Origin of the sequence: Dorea sp. YH-dor226, assembly GCF_039832105.1 — a bacterium.
Lineage (GTDB): Bacteria > Bacillota > Clostridia > Lachnospirales > Lachnospiraceae > Dorea_A.
Map to the genome: position 1 here is coordinate 181192 of NZ_JBDOHS010000003.1, position 18773 is coordinate 199964.

At 46.8% G+C, this 18773-nt stretch carries 14 protein-coding genes; 4 read left to right on the forward strand and 10 right to left on the reverse strand.

The genetic code is table 11. The features are described from left to right. The 9 genes from ABE547_RS04205 to ABE547_RS04245 all read right to left on the reverse strand — a co-directional run bounded on the left by ABE547_RS04205 (nucleotide 1) and on the right by ABE547_RS04245 (nucleotide 13384). The gene (locus ABE547_RS04205) at nucleotides 1–1074 is read right to left on the reverse strand and encodes a radical SAM protein (protein WP_347377574.1); all 1074 of its coding nucleotides are present in this window, start codon (nucleotides 1072–1074) and stop codon (nucleotides 1–3) included. After that, entirely contained in the window at nucleotides 1064–2086 is a 1023-nt protein-coding gene (locus ABE547_RS04210) for a UbiA family prenyltransferase (RefSeq protein WP_347377575.1), read from the reverse strand. The genes ABE547_RS04205 and ABE547_RS04210 overlap by 11 nt, the downstream gene beginning before the upstream one ends. Then, nucleotides 2083–2619, reverse strand: coding sequence for an isopentenyl-diphosphate Delta-isomerase (idi, locus tag ABE547_RS04215; protein ID WP_347377576.1), 537 nt, complete (start codon nucleotides 2617–2619; stop codon nucleotides 2083–2085). Before idi ends, ABE547_RS04210 begins: the two co-directional genes overlap by 4 nt. A 1-nt stretch (nucleotide 2620) precedes the next feature. Next, nucleotides 2621–4084 (reverse strand): radical SAM protein, encoded by a 1464-nt coding sequence (locus ABE547_RS04220; RefSeq protein ID WP_347377577.1) that lies wholly within the window; start codon nucleotides 4082–4084, stop codon nucleotides 2621–2623. A gap of 18 nt (nucleotides 4085–4102) precedes the next feature. After that, nucleotides 4103–5344, reverse strand: a complete 1242-nt coding sequence (locus ABE547_RS04225) for a nucleotide sugar dehydrogenase (protein WP_347377578.1) — start codon at nucleotides 5342–5344, stop codon at nucleotides 4103–4105. Continuing rightward, nucleotides 5338–6426 carry an NAD-dependent epimerase/dehydratase family protein gene (locus ABE547_RS04230; RefSeq protein ID WP_347377579.1) on the reverse strand — a complete coding sequence of 363 codons (1089 nt, stop codon included), beginning with the start codon at nucleotides 6424–6426 and terminating at the stop codon, nucleotides 5338–5340. The genes ABE547_RS04225 and ABE547_RS04230 overlap by 7 nt, the downstream gene beginning before the upstream one ends. 2 nt (nucleotides 6427–6428) lie before the next feature. Next, nucleotides 6429–7193 carry a sugar phosphate nucleotidyltransferase gene (locus ABE547_RS04235; protein ID WP_347377580.1) on the reverse strand — a complete coding sequence of 255 codons (765 nt, stop codon included), beginning with the start codon at nucleotides 7191–7193 and terminating at the stop codon, nucleotides 6429–6431. A 131-nt stretch (nucleotides 7194–7324) separates the two neighbouring features. Further along, the gene (locus ABE547_RS04240) at nucleotides 7325–9607 is read right to left on the reverse strand and encodes a hypothetical protein (protein WP_347377581.1); all 2283 of its coding nucleotides are present in this window, start codon (nucleotides 9605–9607) and stop codon (nucleotides 7325–7327) included. Nucleotides 9608–9622: 15 nt separating this feature from the next. Then, nucleotides 9623–13384 (reverse strand): TIR domain-containing protein, encoded by a 3762-nt coding sequence (locus ABE547_RS04245; protein WP_347377582.1) that lies wholly within the window; start codon nucleotides 13382–13384, stop codon nucleotides 9623–9625. Nucleotides 13385–13550: 166 nt separating this feature from the next. Here ABE547_RS04245 and ABE547_RS04250 point away from each other — a divergent pair, with 166 nt between their 5' ends. From ABE547_RS04250 to ABE547_RS04265, 4 genes are read left to right on the forward strand one after another with little or no spacing between them, the layout of a single operon-like run. Then, the gene (locus tag ABE547_RS04250) at nucleotides 13551–14288 is read left to right on the forward strand and encodes a class I SAM-dependent methyltransferase (protein WP_347377583.1); all 738 of its coding nucleotides are present in this window, start codon (nucleotides 13551–13553) and stop codon (nucleotides 14286–14288) included. 11 nt (nucleotides 14289–14299) lie between these two features. Further along, nucleotides 14300–15511 (forward strand): toll/interleukin-1 receptor domain-containing protein, encoded by a 1212-nt coding sequence (locus ABE547_RS04255; RefSeq protein ID WP_347377584.1) that lies wholly within the window; start codon nucleotides 14300–14302, stop codon nucleotides 15509–15511. A 5-nt stretch (nucleotides 15512–15516) separates the two neighbouring features. Further along, entirely contained in the window at nucleotides 15517–16830 is a 1314-nt protein-coding gene (locus ABE547_RS04260) for a prenyltransferase/squalene oxidase repeat-containing protein (protein ID WP_235247972.1), read from the forward strand. A gap of 3 nt (nucleotides 16831–16833) precedes the next feature. Further along, complete coding sequence (locus ABE547_RS04265) at nucleotides 16834–17472, forward strand: phosphoribosylanthranilate isomerase (protein ID WP_347377585.1); 639 nt, start codon at nucleotides 16834–16836, stop codon at nucleotides 17470–17472. An 87-nt stretch (nucleotides 17473–17559) separates the two neighbouring features. Here the strand turns inward: ABE547_RS04265 and ABE547_RS04270 are convergent, their stop codons facing one another. After that, entirely contained in the window at nucleotides 17560–18771 is a 1212-nt protein-coding gene (locus ABE547_RS04270) for a hypothetical protein (RefSeq protein WP_347377586.1), read from the reverse strand. Nucleotides 18772–18773: the final 2 nt, after the last annotated feature.

The window sequence follows — 18773 nt, forward strand, 5'->3', positions numbered from 1 at the left end:
TTACATCTCCTGGTCTAATAAAAACATCGTCACTTCTCCGGTACACAGATACCAGCAGCCGCTGCAATCACAGTTCATCATCTGTTCCCTCGCCTCCTGGTATTCCTCACTGTTCCAGATCTCCTTCAGAGAACGTTCCTGCAGATTACCGATCGGTTTGAAGCATCCGTCCCAGCAGCAGTGTACATTCATGTACGCATCGACAAAGACGTTCGTATATCCGATCAGACAACGATAATCAGAAGGGACCCTCTGATCCTTCAGGAAAAAGTCCGGAAGGTGTGCGATAAATCCTTCCGAATTGGCGATCAGCATTCCTTCTCGTTTCATTTTTAATAAAGTTCCCGTCAGAGTAAATATCTCTTCCGGATCCGTAATACGCAGTTCATTTGGAACCGACGGATTGAAATGATGATATGGGCTGATCTGCACATAGATTCCACGACTCGTCATATACTCGATGAATCCAGGCAGTTCTTTTGCGTTGTTCTTCGTAAGTACGGTCGTTACATGAATATGCGCGTCTCCATACTTTTCCTTCAGCGCCACTGCAGCATCGATTCCCGCCATGGCATCCTGAAAATCCGCACCCCGCTGCTTGTTATATGTCTCCGGATCCAGAGAATCAAAAGACATGATAATATAACGAAGTCCTGCCGCACCCAGCTCATCCCAGCGTTTCGGAAGCAACAGCCCGTTTGTCATCAGAACCGGCGTAATATGCTCCGCGATCAGAGCACGGATGATCTCATCGATATCCTGGCGCACCAGCGGCTCTCCTCCATTGATAGATGCTGCTGTCACGTGCATATCTCCTGCCTCCCGGATCGTCTTTTTAATCAGATCCAAGCTGATGTCACTCTTTTCTTCCTCCTGATTCGAATACGCATGCGAGCAGTACGCACAATTGGAATTACATCTGTTGGTAATCTTCATCATCAGATACTTCGGGCCTTCCGGCACTCTGTGTTCCAGAATACACTGCCGGACTTCCCTTCGCATGCTGCTTTTATCACTGTCACCAAACAGGATCTTCTCCACCTCATAGACTGCACTAAACAGATTATCTTTCATATTTCCTCTCCTCACTCTTTCCTTTTCGTTGATCCGTCAGTATCTTCACCGGGAATTCCAGATGTCTGACTGCCGGCCGCAGCAGAATCAGTATCCAGGCTGCAAGCAGGACCGTCCACCACGGATTCTGCTGCATCAGCAGGATAATAAATATAAGCGGCAGGTAATGATTATAAAAATCCTCCAGCGGAACCTGATCAAAAGAATACAATCCGCCGTGTCCATATACCATCCTGCATCCTCTCCAGCGAATCAGGGAGAGGATGGCATAACCTGCCAGAAACACGATCGTCCATCGATGAAGTCTGCAGACCGGCATCAGCAAGACTGCAATAATCAGCAGTTCTGCCACAAATGACCACTGGATCAATACAGCCACCTGTGGCTGATGCTCCAGTGCAAATGTCTCCACACCTGCCCTGCGGTCGTTTTCTGCATCGATATATTGATGTACCAGTATGTACCGGATTCCCACACAGAAACTTAACATCATCCACAGCACATATCCTTTATCGACCGGCATATCCAGCAACACCGGAATCAGCAGAAGCGGAAAACACCTCTGCGCCGTCGATGATACCAGAAGCCCGAGTACTCCCCGCTCTTTAAAACGTAACGGCGGCGCAGAATAAGATCCGCCAAAAAAATAGATCACGGCCAGCACCAGTATCGTCTTCCATCCATGTGAAACGAGCAGAACCGGAAGACACCCGAGAACCACGGAACCCACAACCAGCAGAAACGGCACATGTTTCGGCAGACGATGCATGATCTTCTTTTTTCCAGCTTTCTGATCCACTTCCATATCCGCATAATCATTGATCAGATATCCAAATGCCAGAAAAACACTGTCAAATACAATCAGCAGAAGCACCATCTTAAGTTTGTCTGCCGCATAGATTTCCTGTGAAGCTATCGTGGCATATAACACCGGGAGCATCAGCATCGGTACCTTTGAATCGTACCATTCTCCCACACGGAACAGCTGATTCCATTCACTCAGCATCTTCATACGGAAACCTCCTCACGGATGACTGCATTTACCTTTGGTGCAGCGATCATAAACCACGGCGTAAATGTATCCGGAGCATCCATCATCTGCTGTTCCAGACGGGATAGTTCTACCCATACCGTCTCCGAGATCTCCTGCGGATCCGGTGTAACCTTATCTTCCCATCTTCCGACAAACACATGGTCATACTCAAATTCTGCGCAGATATCCGAAAATCTGTGATAATACGTAAAGGAAAATACTTCCTTTACTTCCGTCCGGATTCCCAGTTCTTCCATCATCCGTCGCGGCACTGCTTCTTCCAGTGTCTCCCCTCTTCTTGGGTGAGAGCAGCAGGCGTTCGTCCATAGACCGCCGGAATGGTACTTGCCTTCTGCACGCTTCTGCAAAAGCATATATACCTTTTTGTTCACTACTTTATATAAAAACACAGAAAATGCGCGATGCAGACTCGCAGTTCTATGAGCTTCCATTTTCTCCTGATGACCAGTCTCTTCATCCTTCATATTTACCAGTATCAATTCATCACTCATATCACATATCCTTTCTCTTTACATCTGCAAGCGCCAGTGTATGGTTCATTACATAAGAACACTGGTCACAATAAGCCGGAACTTCACCGCGGTAAAACTGTTCTCTCATCCTTATCAATGCCGGTGCATTGTAAAATTCACTGTCATCCATCTCGAAGAGATTTCCCACCTTTTGCAGTGTATTCATACAACATGCATACACATTTCCCTCCAGATCCAGGTTCGTACGCCCAAGCAGAGAATCGCACATGCCTGTACACTCATATTTTCCCGGAACCAGCGAAGCATCGTCACTGCTAAGAAGCACTGCATTGTGAATCATCATCTTCTGATCTTCTGCGCAGAACAGCGGCTCCATCTGAAATGGCAGCGCATCTGCTCTCTTTTTTTCCTCTTCCATGACTTCTGCGTCTTCTTCCTGAAGCCATTCCACCGGATAATATACACGGATTCCAAGCTTTCTCCCAAGCTCAATCCCCTCCCTGAGATAATGGCTGGTCAGATGCGGATAATAAGTCAGGCAATCCTTTTCATTATTCAGAACCGGATGACTTCCCAGGCGATTCAGGCTGATCTGGGAAAATCCATGCTCCCATGCAAACCGAACCATCTGCGGAATCTGTGTAACATTCTGACGCATGATCACGACTTCCATCATCAGTTCGATCTCCGGTGCATATTTCTGAAGCCGGTTCAGGTTCTCAAGAAATGTTTCAAAGGAAAGTCCCGGTCGGATTCCTTCATAGATCTCCTTCGTCACGGCATCACAGGAGATCCGCAGGTGCTTCGTTACAGGAATCAGATGCTCCAGGATATTCTGCGGAAGATAAGAAAGATTCGTATTCGTCGTTACTTCAATCTCATACTTTCGGTATAACTCCAGCAGCGCATCCAGATTCTTCGTCATCAATGGTTCTCCATATCCATGAAGGACCATAAGCTCACAGGACGGCAGCAGAGAGGTGATCCGATCTATCATCTGCTCCGATATATGCTGCGCTCCCCGGTTCCCATAGATCGCATGTCCGCACATGATACACCTGGCATTGCAGTAGGAGGTATGTTCCAGCTGAATGTGGCTCGGCAGCGCATCTATCACCGGTCTTCGAAGAAGATAGGATCTCAGCATACGGAAACGGTTGGCTTCTTTGTGCCATCTCCAGTTGGTATTGTGACGAAGCGTCTCTTCCAATACATGGTCCGCATCCGGATCACTCACAGAAAGGATTCCATCACATACCGGAAAACAGACTTGTTGCCATCCCTTTTGGTAAAGGAAACGTAAAGCACTCATATCCGTCGTATCCAGAACCAGAATCTCAGTCTGCGGATCCGACAGCTTTTTCAGTTTATCTATTCCTGACAGGATCCGATGCTCCCGGCTCAGCACATCGCGAATCTGCATATTTGTTTCCCCGAATTTTAAAAATCGGGAAACCTGTTTTTCTTCTCCATATATCAGCATCTCTGCTTCCTCCCATACCTACCGCATATACCGGAAATCCCATACATTCTCTCTGCCGCTTAAGGCCTCGAATTCCGGCCAGGCCGTCACGATCGCCAGTCTGTCACAGTTCTCAAGCATTGCATCCAGACTTCCGGGACAGGTGACCTGAAGTTCCGGATAGTGCTTTAAAAATTCCTCTTCTGCCAGTGGATCATATGCCATAACAGAGGTCACACCCCGCCTCTTAAGACATGCAATAATTCTGGCGGCCGGTGTATCCCGCACATCGCCGGTAAACGGCTTAAAGGCCAGCCCCAGAATTCCAACCGTCTCTCCCGGTTCACTTTCTTTCAAAATCCGCTCACAGATCCGTTCCGGCATATCCTGATTCGTCCGGATCACAGACCGGAGGATCGGCATATCAGCACCCGCCTGTGTTCCCGCGTACCACATTGCCTGCGTATCCTTCGGAAGACAATATCCTCCGTATCCGCATCCCGGATACACATAAGAAGACATCATATTCTGCTCCCAGCGGCGATCCTTATGCAGAATATGAAAGGCCCGTCCGATCTCCACATCCCGGATCTGATCTGCGGCACCTGCCATCTCATTCGAATAACTGATCATCGTTGCAAGCATCGTATTCGACAGATACTTGATGAATTCCGCCGTTGTCGGATTCACTCTCTCAATCGGTGCAGAAAAGTTCTGATATACCTTCGCTGCCTGCGCATATCCTCTGTCTGTAAATGCACCGATGACGAGTCGGTCCGCATTCATGAAGTCATCCCAACATCTGCCCTCCCGCAGAAACTCCGGATTGTTGGCAAGCTCCACATCTATTCCCGGCTCCAGCCCGCACCTGTTAACAAGCGGCCACACCTGATCCCTGAGCGTTCCCGGAGGAACGGTAGACTTCACGATCAGCGTCGTCCCGGAATGTTTCGGAAGCAGCGACAGCGTCTCTTCTATTGCCATTGTCAGATAAGTAAGGTCTGCACTTCCACTCTCACCAATCGGGGTTCCCACACAATAGAATACACACTCGCTTTTCTCTGCTGCACCCTTTTGTTCCCCCTGCATATGCAGATTCCGGTTCAGCGTCTTTTCCAGATACTCCTGCATTCCCGGCTCATAAAACGGAAGCTTCCCACTTTCAATCCGCTTTCTTCTGTCTTCATCTTTTTCAATTCCATACACCTGATGCCCTTTTGCGGCAAACCCTACCGCAGCGGTCAGACCTACGAAACCCATGCCGACAACTGTAATTACCATGCCCATTCCTCCTCAAGACACTCTCTGTATTCCGACAAAAAAGTCAGGAAGCGGTACACCCCTTCCTCCGTCGAAAAGACCGGACGATACCCCAGCTTTTCCTGAGCATAAGACAGATCCGGGCAACGTCTCCTCGGATTGTCCGTCAGGAAATCCGGATCCTCTGAAATCCTGAAATCTACGCTTCCATGATAGTCAAAAGATTCCCGACCAATCGCAGCACAAAGCTTCGCATATTCCAGAATCGTAAGTTCAGGAGAATCCATTCCTATGTTGAAGACATCAAATGCTCCCTGGGCGGCTGCTTTCAAAATCCATGTGATTGCATCCGATATATAACAAAAAGTTCTGGTCGGAGTTCCGTCAGAATAGACCGGAATATCCTGATCCAGAATCACTGCCTTTACACAGTCGGTCGGAATTCTTCCATCATTCAGTTTCATTCCCGGGCCGAAGATATTGAACGGCCTTAAGATTACACACGGAACCTGATATCTGCCTGCAAACACCTGACATAACGTCTCTGAATATCGCTTTGCCTCATCATAACAGGCTCTTGGCCCCACACAACTGACTCTTCCCCACTGTTTTTCGCTGGTCGGAATCTGAGAATCATCCGGAGAACCATAGATCTCACTGCTTGAGAAATAGCAAAATGTCCGAAGGTTTTTATCCTTGTAATATTCCAGAAGATTTCGACATCCTTCGACATTGGCGTCCATAGTGAGAAGCGGATTCTCCCGGTATGCAACCGGAGATGCAAGCGAAGCCATGTGAAATACATGCGTTACTTCTTCTGCAGCTTCAATCTCCCCGAGATCCATCACAGCAATGTCCCTTTGATAAAACTCCAGTTTTCCTTCTTCTACCAGACGCCTCATCCAGTTTGGATAGCCAAGCCAGCAATTATCAATTCCAATAATTCTCCGGGCGTCAGCATACCGGATCAGATAATGCAGAAGCTCATATCCGATGGATCCCGCACATCCCGTAATCAATATAACACTGTCCTTATAAAACTCTTTTTCCTTCGTATTCAGTGAACACCGTATGGTGTTCAGATCTTCTTCCAGTATTCTCATATCTATCTGTCCTTCTTCTGATTGATCCAGGGCGCATTTCCCTTCTCCCACAACGCGCACAAATATTTTTTCTCCTGCAGGGTATCCATACACTGCCAGAAGCCATCATGGTAGTATGCCATCAACTTCCCGGTCTCCGACAGCGGCACCAGCACATCCCTTTCCAGTTGTTCCATCTGATCTGTCAGGAACCCGAAAATCTCCGGTTCCATGACCATAAACCCACCATTGATCACCGGTGAATCCTTTCGCTCCTTCTCTCGCAAAGCATTGACCCGTCCGTCCTTTGCAATCTCAAGTATCCCGAACCGGGGTTCCGGCCGTACTGCCGTCAGAGTCACCATGCCACAGCGCTGCCTGTGAAACCTGATCACATCTTCCATCTCTACAGAACACAGACCATCGCAGTAAGTCAGCAGGAACGTCTCATGCTCCAGATAAGGCTCTGCCATACGCAGCCTGGCTGCACTTCCTGTGTCCTCCCCCGTATCCAGTATACGAACCCGGGCATACGGCAGATCCACGGTCATACATGCACCTTCCGACTTACAGGACACTACTTCCTGTCTGCTTCTGAAATATTCTGATATCATCTCACTCTTATAGCCGGTCAGAATCAGAAAATCCCGATATCCCTGGCTCTGAAAACCTTCCATGATATGTTCTATGATCGTTTTTTCTCCGACTTTCGTTAATGCCTTCGGACGAAACTGCGTCTCCTCAAGAAGGCGCGTCCCTTTTCCACCTGCCAGTATCACTGTCAGCATACCCTCATACTCCTTTTTCCGTCATCCTTCGAAACACACTTACGCAAATTATATCCTTCATTGTCATGCTTTGCAACAAAGTAGAAACTAACCAAAAAGCGCCGCCGGGATCTCTCCCGGCGGCACCTTACTCATGCTCTGTAATTTTTAAGATATCTATGTACTTCTTCCTGATATTTCTCCTCTTTTTCTGTCCGAATAATTCCATAACAGCACCTTTGAATCTCTTCCGCAAGATTCCTTCTCTCTTCAGAAGTAATCACATCTTTTTCCTCTTCATATATCTTCCCATAATAGTGAAGCAGGTCTGTCAGACGACAGATCACATACTCTCCTTCCATCGCCAGTGTTCCGAAGATACGGATTCCCTGTGGGCCGCACCATGCTCCTCCTACTATTTCTCCCATATGATCAACCAGCTCAACATCTGACTGCACGTAATCCGGGTAATAAGATCCTGTTCCCTTCTCCTCATTTACTGCAACGATCATATCATCTACTTCCTGAAGCGTTGCAGTTCCCGGGTCTTCACTCACAATCGGTACAAGCGCCGGGTGCATCTTCATCAGATAATTCTGATTCTTGAACTCTTCACAGTATCCTTCATAACATGCCCGGATATCCTCCAGCGAGGAGCCGCCTCTGGTCGACAGATGCCACCCCTCTGTCCGGACATATGCCATCCATCTCTCATGCTCCAGATTATAGAAAACGGCGCGTTTTTCCGCTGTTTCTTTGGAAAAATTCACAGGCCGGATACAATCCGTGTACAGCTTCCTCTCTTTCCGGCCCTTCGGCACCCGCAGGACTCCATATCCCATTTCCCATAACTTGCTGTTGATATGCATTCCATTCGCGATGCTTGATCTGCGGTTACACTGCTTCTGGTAAAAGTTCTGAACCGCATATCTGCGCTCCTCCTCGCCGGAATCTCCCGTCAGCCGGAAGTAGTGAGACTGTACTCCAAGGCCCAGATATTCGGATACAAATGCCGCATCCGAACAGCTTCCGTAATACATGCCGCTACTTCCAAACGGAACAATATCGTAATACATCCGTGTTTTATTTCTCGTATTTTCACACAGCTCCCATACTGCAGCTCTTTTTCTTCTGCTTCGTATATGGGCACAGATAAATGGCTGATTCTGCGGGCGTGACGAATAAAAATATCTTCTCATCCACACAGCAGCCCTGATAGAATCTTCATCGTCTCCAAGTGCCGAGACACAATAACTGATGTTCTCCAGCGTATCCAGATACGATCTGATCCTGCTGCTGAAAATATTCCCTTTGTGAATGTGAATCTTATAGCCTGCTGCCTCTGAAAATAACTCCGGGCATTCTTCTTCCAATTTTTTCCGAATCAGATTGCCCTTGAGATCAATCAGATGAATCTCAAGATTATACGCTTCCATCTGACCACACCATACCGCCGCTTTTAAGAATTCCGTCCCTGCCTTTCCTCCGCCTATAATCAGAAGCGAGAGCGTCTCCTTTGCTCCATTGTCACGATGCGGATGCAGATTCGTATACAGCGGATGCTGATAAAGATGTTCATACACAGCATCTCTGACTTCATCCACCAGAACCACCCGCAGCTCCTGCTTTTCTTTTGCATCCAGCAGGATCTCCGCTTCTGCGCTCGTCGCATAACAGTGAATCTCCACATTTCTCTGATTCAGTCTTGCAGGCGTATACCAGGCGGAAGCGCCCGTCATGTTATCCACCATCTGCAGCGTATGTTCCACATTCTCATCTTCGTTATCCGAGATCAGGAAATATGTAATAAAACGCGCCTGATTCCTGAGTCTGAGATGCGTGATCTCTTCCGGAAGAAGAATGGCATTCAACTCCCTTGCACTCTCTTCCAGATCCATATTCAGACTGTCCTTCTTATTGGAACAGCAAAATACGATCTCTACCTTTTGTCCCTCTTTTTTCGCATAATGCCACATATCCGATGCAATCTCAAGAGAATGCGTATTCAGTTCAGAAAATACGAACAGGTTCCTTCTGCTCTTCATTCGCAGGCGAAGCCGTTCAAAGGAGTTGGAAAAATACTGCAGAACGACAGTCAGTGTAAAGACCGGTGCCAGAAGATACAGGCTACATACCAGAACTTTGTATGGCACCAACAGATTTCCCAACATCTGTGCCGGAAGCTCCCCTGCAATATCCACCACTCCCGTGTCGACCACAAACATGCGGATACTGTGGGAGATACTCATCGCAAGTGCAAATCCCGCATGCTCTCCTCTTAGCATGACCGGAAAACACGTCACAACCGAAGCCAGAAACACACCTGCTCCAAGATACTTTACCTGATTTTCTCCACGATTTCGACCGACCAGATATGTCACAGCTCCTACTGCCACCAGCATCAGCGCCAGTCCGAAACAAACTCTCCATATCATCTGTACATCCTCCTGTTACTCGGATATAAAATACTGCCTTTTCTCAGCATCACTTAATGTATCTCCGTCCAGCACCTGTTCCGCACGTGCCCTCAGTTCCCGGTAACTGTAGAACGGGCTGTAGGAACCTCCCGCGTTCTTTACAAATATTTCTCCTGCTTCAAAACTTGCACATCCATACGGGACATCCGCATAATGGTAGAAGCGTCCCTCATCATCCACATAGTACAGGCTGATCTGAGAAGTTAAAAAATAATCGTCACTGATCATATAGCCGTCAAATGTAATTCCGAAATAATGCTCATTTCCATCCACATAGATGTCATTTCCCCAGTTCCTCTGGTTATCCGTGTTCTGCATCCGGACTTCTCCGGTATCAACGTCCCACAGCGTCAGATACTGATCATCTCCACAGACCACCAGATATCTGTCATGATTCATATATTCAAAATCAATCTTATCAAAATACCCTACCGGAATCGACTGTGTGCGTATTCCTTTCTCCAGATCATAGATATCAACATTCCCTTCTCTGGAATAGACTGCAAGCGTAGAGCTTTCCTGTCCAAGTGTAACATCCTCGTCTGAAACAGGAATGGTCTCTTCTCCTTCGATGCTCTGCCACGACTCTTCTTCCACATTCCAAACCTTCAGCCAGTATTCTTCCTGCTCCATATCCTCCATTACCAGTATCAAGTACCTGTCGTCTGTCGTAATCTGTACATCCTGTATATATTCCTCTACAGTAATCGCCCGTTCATCATCCGGAACAGTAATTCCATCCGCTGTAACCTCTGTAATCACAAACGCTTCCCGCGCATACAGAGCCATCTGATCCACCGTATGAAAGCTTCGGCTATTCCATTCCTGCCATCCTGTATCTGCCAGTTTCTCCTGATCGACGAGTGTTCTGCCGGTATTCAGATCCACAATGTTCAGAGAAATCTCTCTTCCATCATATTTTTCAAACAATATACATGGCACTCCCTCAATATTTTGTGCCCGCAGATTATCGATCCAGGAATCTTCCTCCTGGCAGACATATTCATATATCATTTCAGAAGTTCCCGGTTCATAGATACGCAGTCCCGAATAATCTATATCCCCGCACGCATCATAGAAAACACAACGATATACCCTGGTATCCCCGGAGCCTTCCGGAACAGAGAGATATTCTACTTTATTGATCTCTTTTTCCATAGACAGCGGCTCCATCTGCTCATCCCGGATGGTTCTCAAAAACACCACATTTCTGCTGTCTTCCACAAGCAGGATCACACACTCCTTACTCTGACTGTATAACATACATATCGTCTCTGAAGAAATGTCTCCTACTCCATAATCAGTCGTTGTATTATCCATCAGCGCAAGATAGATCCGACCATCCGAAAGCCCGATCAGGTAACGGTTTTCATCGTATTTTTCTACTCCCACGATATCTTCAGGATAGCTCTTCTCCCAAAGGATCTCTCCACTTTCCGGCCGAATCAGGATCAGACGGTCTTTCAACGACACCGCAAGAACCTTCTGCACCTCTCCATCAACTTCCATATCCGTCGCCACCATTGTACACGGTTTGGAATAGGCACGAATATTGTAACTTTCCGATGTCCAGAGACACTGACCGGATTTTGCATCATACACAGCGATACGGTAACTCCATTCCGGATCATCTACAATCTGCTCCTTACCATTGACATACTGGTAATGCACCGCTGCGATCCGTTCATTGTTGATCCATACCATAGCTGCCGTTTCAACAGATGACAACATCCGGACACTTCCATCTTCCAGCGAAAGCAGGAACAGTCCTTTTTCCGGCAGTTTTGAATAATCCGTAGAAACACCGATTGCCAGCATCGTTCCGTCGTCACTGAAGGAAAGCGCATTTGATGAATAGCAGCCATATGTTTCTTCCTCTGTATAATTCACCTTTTGCAGACAGCTTCCGCTCTCCAGATCATACACCCAGACTGTCTCTCCGTTGCTCAGCGCGATGCAGGAATCATCAACCGTGCACAGAAAAGATCCTGCGTAAAAGGCAGCTCCATCTTTCTCCCGAATCACCTTTTCCACACATTTTTCCTGCCAGTTCACACAGCGGATCTCATGCTTCGATACCAGAACCGCCTCTTTCTCGGACATCGGTGCAAACCATACAAACTCGCCGTCGTCGTAATCTTCCAGGTCTTCCGGACGTATCTTCCAGATACAGTCTCCCGATTCCATATCCAGAATATATGCATTTCCCATCTGATCCAGGCAGAAATATGCGGTTCCTTCCGGACTCAGCATCTGAGATTTGTCACGCATCAGATTCACCGTCTGTCCTTCCATCTCATAAGATTTATCTGCTTTAAAATCTATCATAAGGGTATTATTATAGGAATACAGAGCATTATTTAGTGCATACATCTGCTCCGGTACCACCGGCTCTTCGGCATCCTCATCCTCCGGCACTATGGCAAGCGCCGTCTTCAAAGCTCCCGTCCTGTCTCCGGTATCCAGAAGCTCTCCCGAGATCCCCGCCAGATATCTTGCCTGGTTACGCCTTGCCTCCTGATACTGTTCATCCGTAACTGCCGCCTGATGAAATGCGTAGATGGTAAATAAGATTGCCAGTACTGCAATTCCTCCTACTGCCGCAAGAATTCTTCGAAACACATAGTCCCGGTGCCGCTGCCTTAAAGTATCATATGTACAGGAAAGCATCGGCGCAAGGATCCGCAGGAATTCTTCTTTTAACTTCTTTTCTGTCTCCTTCCTGTCTTTCCCTCTGACATCTGCGGCCATCGGCTCAATCTTTTTTCGCGCAACTTCCTCTGTTCCGTCCATCCGAAGGATCCGCTCCTCTTCATAACAGAGAATCTCCGGAAATGCCTCTTCCGGCTCCCCCTCCACCAGAAGCGTCAGCACCTTCTCTTTTCCATGGGTCAGAAGAAATGTCTCGATCTCTCTCTGCACCCATTCAGATCGCAGAGAACGCGGAGAACAGATCACGATCAGATACTCGGAATGCTCCAGTGCTTCGCAGATATTGGAAGCAAGATTCGAAGACAGAGGCAGTTCTTCTCTGTCCCGGAACACTCTTTCAATCTTCTTTTTTCCGGACAATTCCTGTATCTTCTTTGGCACACGGTAACGCTCCAGCATCGAATGCAGCTTCTTTGCCACAAAAGCATCCGGTTCACTGTGACTGTAGCTGATGAATGCATCATAAGTAACCGCTGCTTTTTCCGGAATCACTTCATATGTTTTTTCAAATTCTTCCCTGTCCACAAAGTTAAACTCTGCATCACAGATATTTCCTTCCGAATCCCGCTCTGTCTCATAAAACACCAGCACAGCATCCCTGGCCGCAGACAGCTTCGTCCCCCAAAGCGGTGCCTGAAAAAAGCATTCCGGATGTCCCGGCTCCAAAGTCAGTCCCTTTTCTTCCATTAGAAATGTGATTTCCGGACATATCTCATCCTCCGCCGTCCAGATCATAAGATCTTCCGGCAGTTGTTCATATGTTTCTTCTTTCAAATGCCTGTGATGTTTTTCAAAATATTCTGCACGGTTCGGGTATGGCGTTCCAGAAGAATCGATCTTAATATAATCTCCAGGATAAGCGATCTCTCCCTCTCCGCTTTTTGCTTCCTGTGAAAATACCTCAAAGCTTCCGTCTTTCTTCTTTCTGATTCTGCCTTCCGCCATCAGTTTCTCTATCTCTTCGCTCTTTTCACCAAGTCTGAATGCCCGGATCACCAGAGCCTTTTTCCTTGCTTTCTTCATAGCACCCTCCTCAGATTTTCTGTTTCCAGTATACCATGTTGCTCATGCTCTTACCAGCAGAAAACCCAAGCCTTTTCTTTCATCTTGATAATGAATCTTTTTTCCTTTTATAGTATAATATGATTAATTATGATAACGGTCGTATATTGACCAGGAGGTGTTTCGATTGGGAAATTTATATGATAATCCTGTCTTTTTTCAAAATTATCTGGATCTTAGAAATGATGAGGAAAATTACAACGATCTGTTCGAGCAGCCGCATATGATGGATATGCTCCCGGATGTATCCGGAAAACGCATTCTGGAACTGGGCTGCGGATATGGCGCAACCAGCATCAAATTCATCCAGGCGGGTGCCAGATCCGTATATGCTTTTGATATCTCCGAAAAGATGATTCATAAAGCAATCACCGAGAATCAACGGGATCGCATTGAATATCACTGTATGAATATGGATGATCTTCATCTTCTGGATCAGACCTGGGATATTGCGTTCAGTTCTCTTGCATTTCACTATATCCAGGATCTCGACCTGCTGTTCACCAATATTTACCGTGTTCTGAACCCGAAGGGTACGCTTCTGTTTTCCATGGAACACCCAATTGTTACTGCAGCCATAAAGGAATGTGTATGTGAATTTGATGCCAATCGGGAACCTGTGTACTATAAGCTGGATCATTATGCAGATACCGGACGAAGAGAAGTCCTCTGGCTGGACACTACGGTAATCAAGTATCACCGTACGGTTTCAGATATCATAAACAGTCTGATTCGTGCCGGTTTTCTCATCGACGAGATCAGAGAGCCTCTCCCTGATCCAAAACTTCTGCAACAGATTCCGAGAATGCACCAGGAGATCCATCGTCCAAGCTATCTGATGTGCCGATGCCACAAGGCCGGATAAAAGGAAACATTATGTATGATTTTTTTATTTCTTTTAAATGTACTGATAACGGAAAGCCAACCATAGACCGAGAGATTGCCGAAGCCCTCTACAGACAGCTCGAAGCAGAGGGATATCATGTCTTTTTCTCAGAACAGATTCTGGAAAAAGACGGAATCACCAAGTATATCGGAGAGATCAACCAGGCACTGAATGATGCCCGTACCTTTCTCCTGGTGTGCAGTCAGAAGCAATATGTCTTAAGCGGGTGGGTTGCTCAGGAATGGAGCGCTTTCCTGAATCTGATGATGACTAATGAAAACAAAAAACTCTTTTCTTATCTGATCGATATGAAGGAATCCGATCTTCCTGCTTTGCTGGGACCGTTTCAGTCATTCCAGCACAAAAATGGCATGGACAGAGCGATCCGATATCTGAAAACAGCCAGCCCTCTCTCTGCATCCGCACATGAGTCCAGAAGTCTGCAGACACCTCAGGAGATCCTGGATGGAGAATTTGGCATCTTCGGACATCTGAAATCCATGGATTGTACTTCCGTAAATGCTTATCTGGATGAATATCCGGAAATGATGCATTTTGTCCAGGCAAATTACTATTTCAGACAGAGGAATTTTGATCAGTGCTGGGCTGCTCTTCAGGAACTGCTTCGTCTTCATTCGGTAAAGGGAGGTTATCTGGCTTCCATAATGTACAGGCGGGGATACGGCACTTCCAGAGACATCCGAAAATCCAAGGAACTCCTTGGTCAGGCTTATCAGTGGTGGAGTAAAGAGATTCTCTCTGCCCCGCAGAACGGTAATATCCTGCTCCTTGTTTTCGAAGAAAATAACCTGCGGATATCTCCGGTTGCATGTATGGCTGTCTGCATCCGGGACATCCTGAAGTTCTTCAACCTGGAATGCACAATCCGTATCCTGAACCGGGACACCAGCCTTGAAGAAGCAAACAGCTACAAAACCTGGTCCCAGATCCTCCTGCTTGCCAATACTCTGGAGGCATTTTTCGAAGAAAGCTACCGCTGTCCGCAGATTCCGGAACTTCTCTCGGGTATGGATCGTCATGTATGCAATCTGGGGATCAATAACATCCGGCAGATTAATATGCCCAGACCTTTCCGAAAGTATAAAGTGTTTGAATTATTACGAAATGGGATCGGAAAATACTGCCAGTACATTCTCCGACAAAACGCAACTTTAATATTAAACGACGAAAAGGATACCTAAAAGATATGAAAACACAAAAGAACATGTTTGAATGGAATATCTCCCGGGCTCTGAACTGGCTGTTCGCAGTTCAGGATGAAGATAATTTCGGGTGGAGCTGGATCTCCGACGTATCACCCAACTCACAGAATACTGCCGAAGTCGTAAGCGTATGTTCTCAGTTATCTGAATTTCTCGATACCAACCAGAAGATACTGCTCTGCGAGGCCATAGAAAACTGGCTTTTGGAGCCTTCAATCAATGGTGCGATCGTAATTGATTATGTATGGATCATGTATGCTCTGATCCAGTTCAGTGAAAAATACACTGAATTCGAACCTGAATTCCCTCTGGAAAAGATCTATATCGCTGCCACAGAATGTGCAGATCTTATCACTGACCTGCAAAACGAAGATGGTGGATGGGCCGATGATTACGGTGAAAACTCCACCTCCACAAGAACAGCCCTCGTTGTATATTGTCTGAAGTCTTATACCCTGCGTCTGGGAACTGCCGACAAATACGACCATGCAATCGAAAAAGCGGTTGACTGGCTCATTCGTTCGCAGAACGAAGATGGCGGATGGGGCAATCAGCCCGTTCAGCAGATTGTGAAAGAGTTCAGCCAGATGGAAAAATCATTTTCCCGGAAAGCAATCTCTGAACAGTATCTCTCTCAGGCTGTTTCTACCGGCTATGTACTGATGGCACTTGGTCATACCTTTCCCCATCAGTATCATCAGAATATCCGCCGTGGAGTCGATTATCTGCGCTCTGCCCAGAATCCGGACGGAAGTTATGACATCTTTTATGAGATCGGAATCCGGAAAGATGTAGTCTTTACTTTCCGGCATTTTGGAACTGTATGGGCCTTAAAAGGTCTGCTGCGTAATACCGAAGTATCCTTTTCAGATCCCTGCATCTCCAAAGCGATCTATTATCTGATCCAGCTGCAGGATGATGCAACCGGCGGATGGAAATGTACCCCGGAATCCGATGTATACACATGGTCTACCGCTAACGCGCTGTCAATTCTTTCAAAGCTTCTGTATATCTGTGACAACGCATTCTGTGCGGAACTTCGGGATTACGTAAATGATGTTGTTATTCAGTCCATCTATCTTCACGCAGATAAAACATCAGATGCCAAAGAAGCATCCGACGGTGCCCAACAACAGAACGAACACATCCGCTTCGGAATAAAGCCTTCATGGATTGCTCTGATTCTGAAATATCTTCTTCTTCTGGCAGCCATATGGATCAGCCCGAAAGCCGCATTGCTGATTGGAATCCTGGTTCTGATCGACACCATCATGATATTAATCAAAGGAGACACTTAGCCTATGAAAGCAAAAATATGTGGAATGAATACTCTTGAGGAACTTAATATTGCCCTCGGCGCCGGCTGTGACGCCATTGGTTTTCTTGTAGGCATCACACATCTGGCAGAAGACAAAGTCAGCGTCCCGAAAGCCAGAGAGCTGATCCGGTCAATTCCTCCCTTCGTTACAAGGGTTGCGGTCACTCATCTTCAGACTGCTCCCGACATCATCCCAATGCTGGAGGAGCTTGCTGTCGACACCGTCCAGCTGCATAACGACATCCTGCTGGAAGAGATCCGGAAAATCCGGGAAACACTTCCTTACCTTAAAATTGTAAAGTCCGTCAGTGTTACCGGAACAGAAGCCATTGCATACGCCGAACGTTTTGTCGGAGAAGTGGACGGCATCATTCTTGACAGCCGTACCGCTGACCGTCTAGGCGGTACGGGACTGACTCATGACTGGAGCATCAGCCGCAGGATCGTCGAAGAATTGCCGCTCCCGGTTATTCTTGCAGGCGGACTGACCCCGGATAATCTGGAAGCAGCCATCAATGCGGTGCATCCTTATGCCGTCGATGTCAATTCCGGAGTAGAAACCGATCAGAAAAAGGATCCGGAAAAGGTGCGCAAGTTTATTGAAATTGCACATCAATATTAATCGACATACGAAGAGGGACTGCTGCAAGATCCAGAGATATCATCATGAATATATCTCTGGATCTTACAGCAGTCCCTCTTTATTGCCTTATTCCCAGTACACAATCAAAATAGACGTGTTATCCCTGTACGTGTACCAAAGTTCACCCAGTGATTTTCCTTTTTTTGATTTTGTATACTCTCGCACCTGCTGTAAGGTTGAATCAATCTGTGCCACCGCCTGATCTAACGCATCTCCTCCGGAAAACTGGATCTCTGTCTGTTTCTCATCGTTATCAATATCTTTTTTCATAATCTCCAGAATCGCATTCTGATCTGCGGACTCCAGATATCTGCCCGCCATTCTGTAATACTCCAGAGAATTGTCTGTACATTCCGGAAGCGTAAACTCCTCATCCGGAGTATGTGTTCGGAACAATAACTCCCTGGAACAACACAGATATTCATAGGCAGTTCCCTTTTTTTGCATCTCTTCGCCCTGAGTCTCCTGATACAAAGGGTCTCCCCAGGTCGTGTCCACATAATAATACTGCCCGTCACACTGCACGATATTCCAGGCATGAGGTTCTCCATCAGCCAATCCGGTAACATAGAAACACTCAACTCCTGCACGGTCCAGAAGATACTTGGTTGCTTTGGCGTATCCGGCACATACCGTTGTCCAATTTCCAAAGACACTGTAGATATTCTGATTGTCCGGCGCATCCAGCTCATATTTCGTCATATCCACCAATGTCTCAAACACATATTTTACCTTATCATAATCCCCCGCACCGGCCGGAAGTCCCGCAAGAATCGCTCCTGCCTGTTGTTCAATCTCTGCTTCTCGTTTTTCTCTTTCAGATCCGGTACAGTTATAATTAAAGATCAGTTCCATGCCCTCATCAGTACTTTTGTAGCTGTAATAATATTCAAGCCAGAAATATTCCGGATAATCATAGTAAACACTTAAAAATATCCGTTTCAGTTCCTCCTGATCCATTACGTCCAGGACAACTGATTTTTCCTCTCCGGCAACAGCCTCCTGAATCCTGTCATAGTTCTCCTTTTTCGAATCGTCCATCAGCGAATAATAGTATCTCGTGTTGATCTGATTATCCGCTTCATCCTGAACAACCGCATCATCCTTATCATCAGAAGCATCTTTACTGTCATCCGCCTGATCCTGATCGTCAATATCTATCTGATCCTGAACCACCTGCCTTACGAGATCCGACGGCGATACCTCCAACATCACGCCACTGAAAAAAAGGGCTATCGATATGAAAATATATGAGATAGAAGATAATAATCTTTTCATCA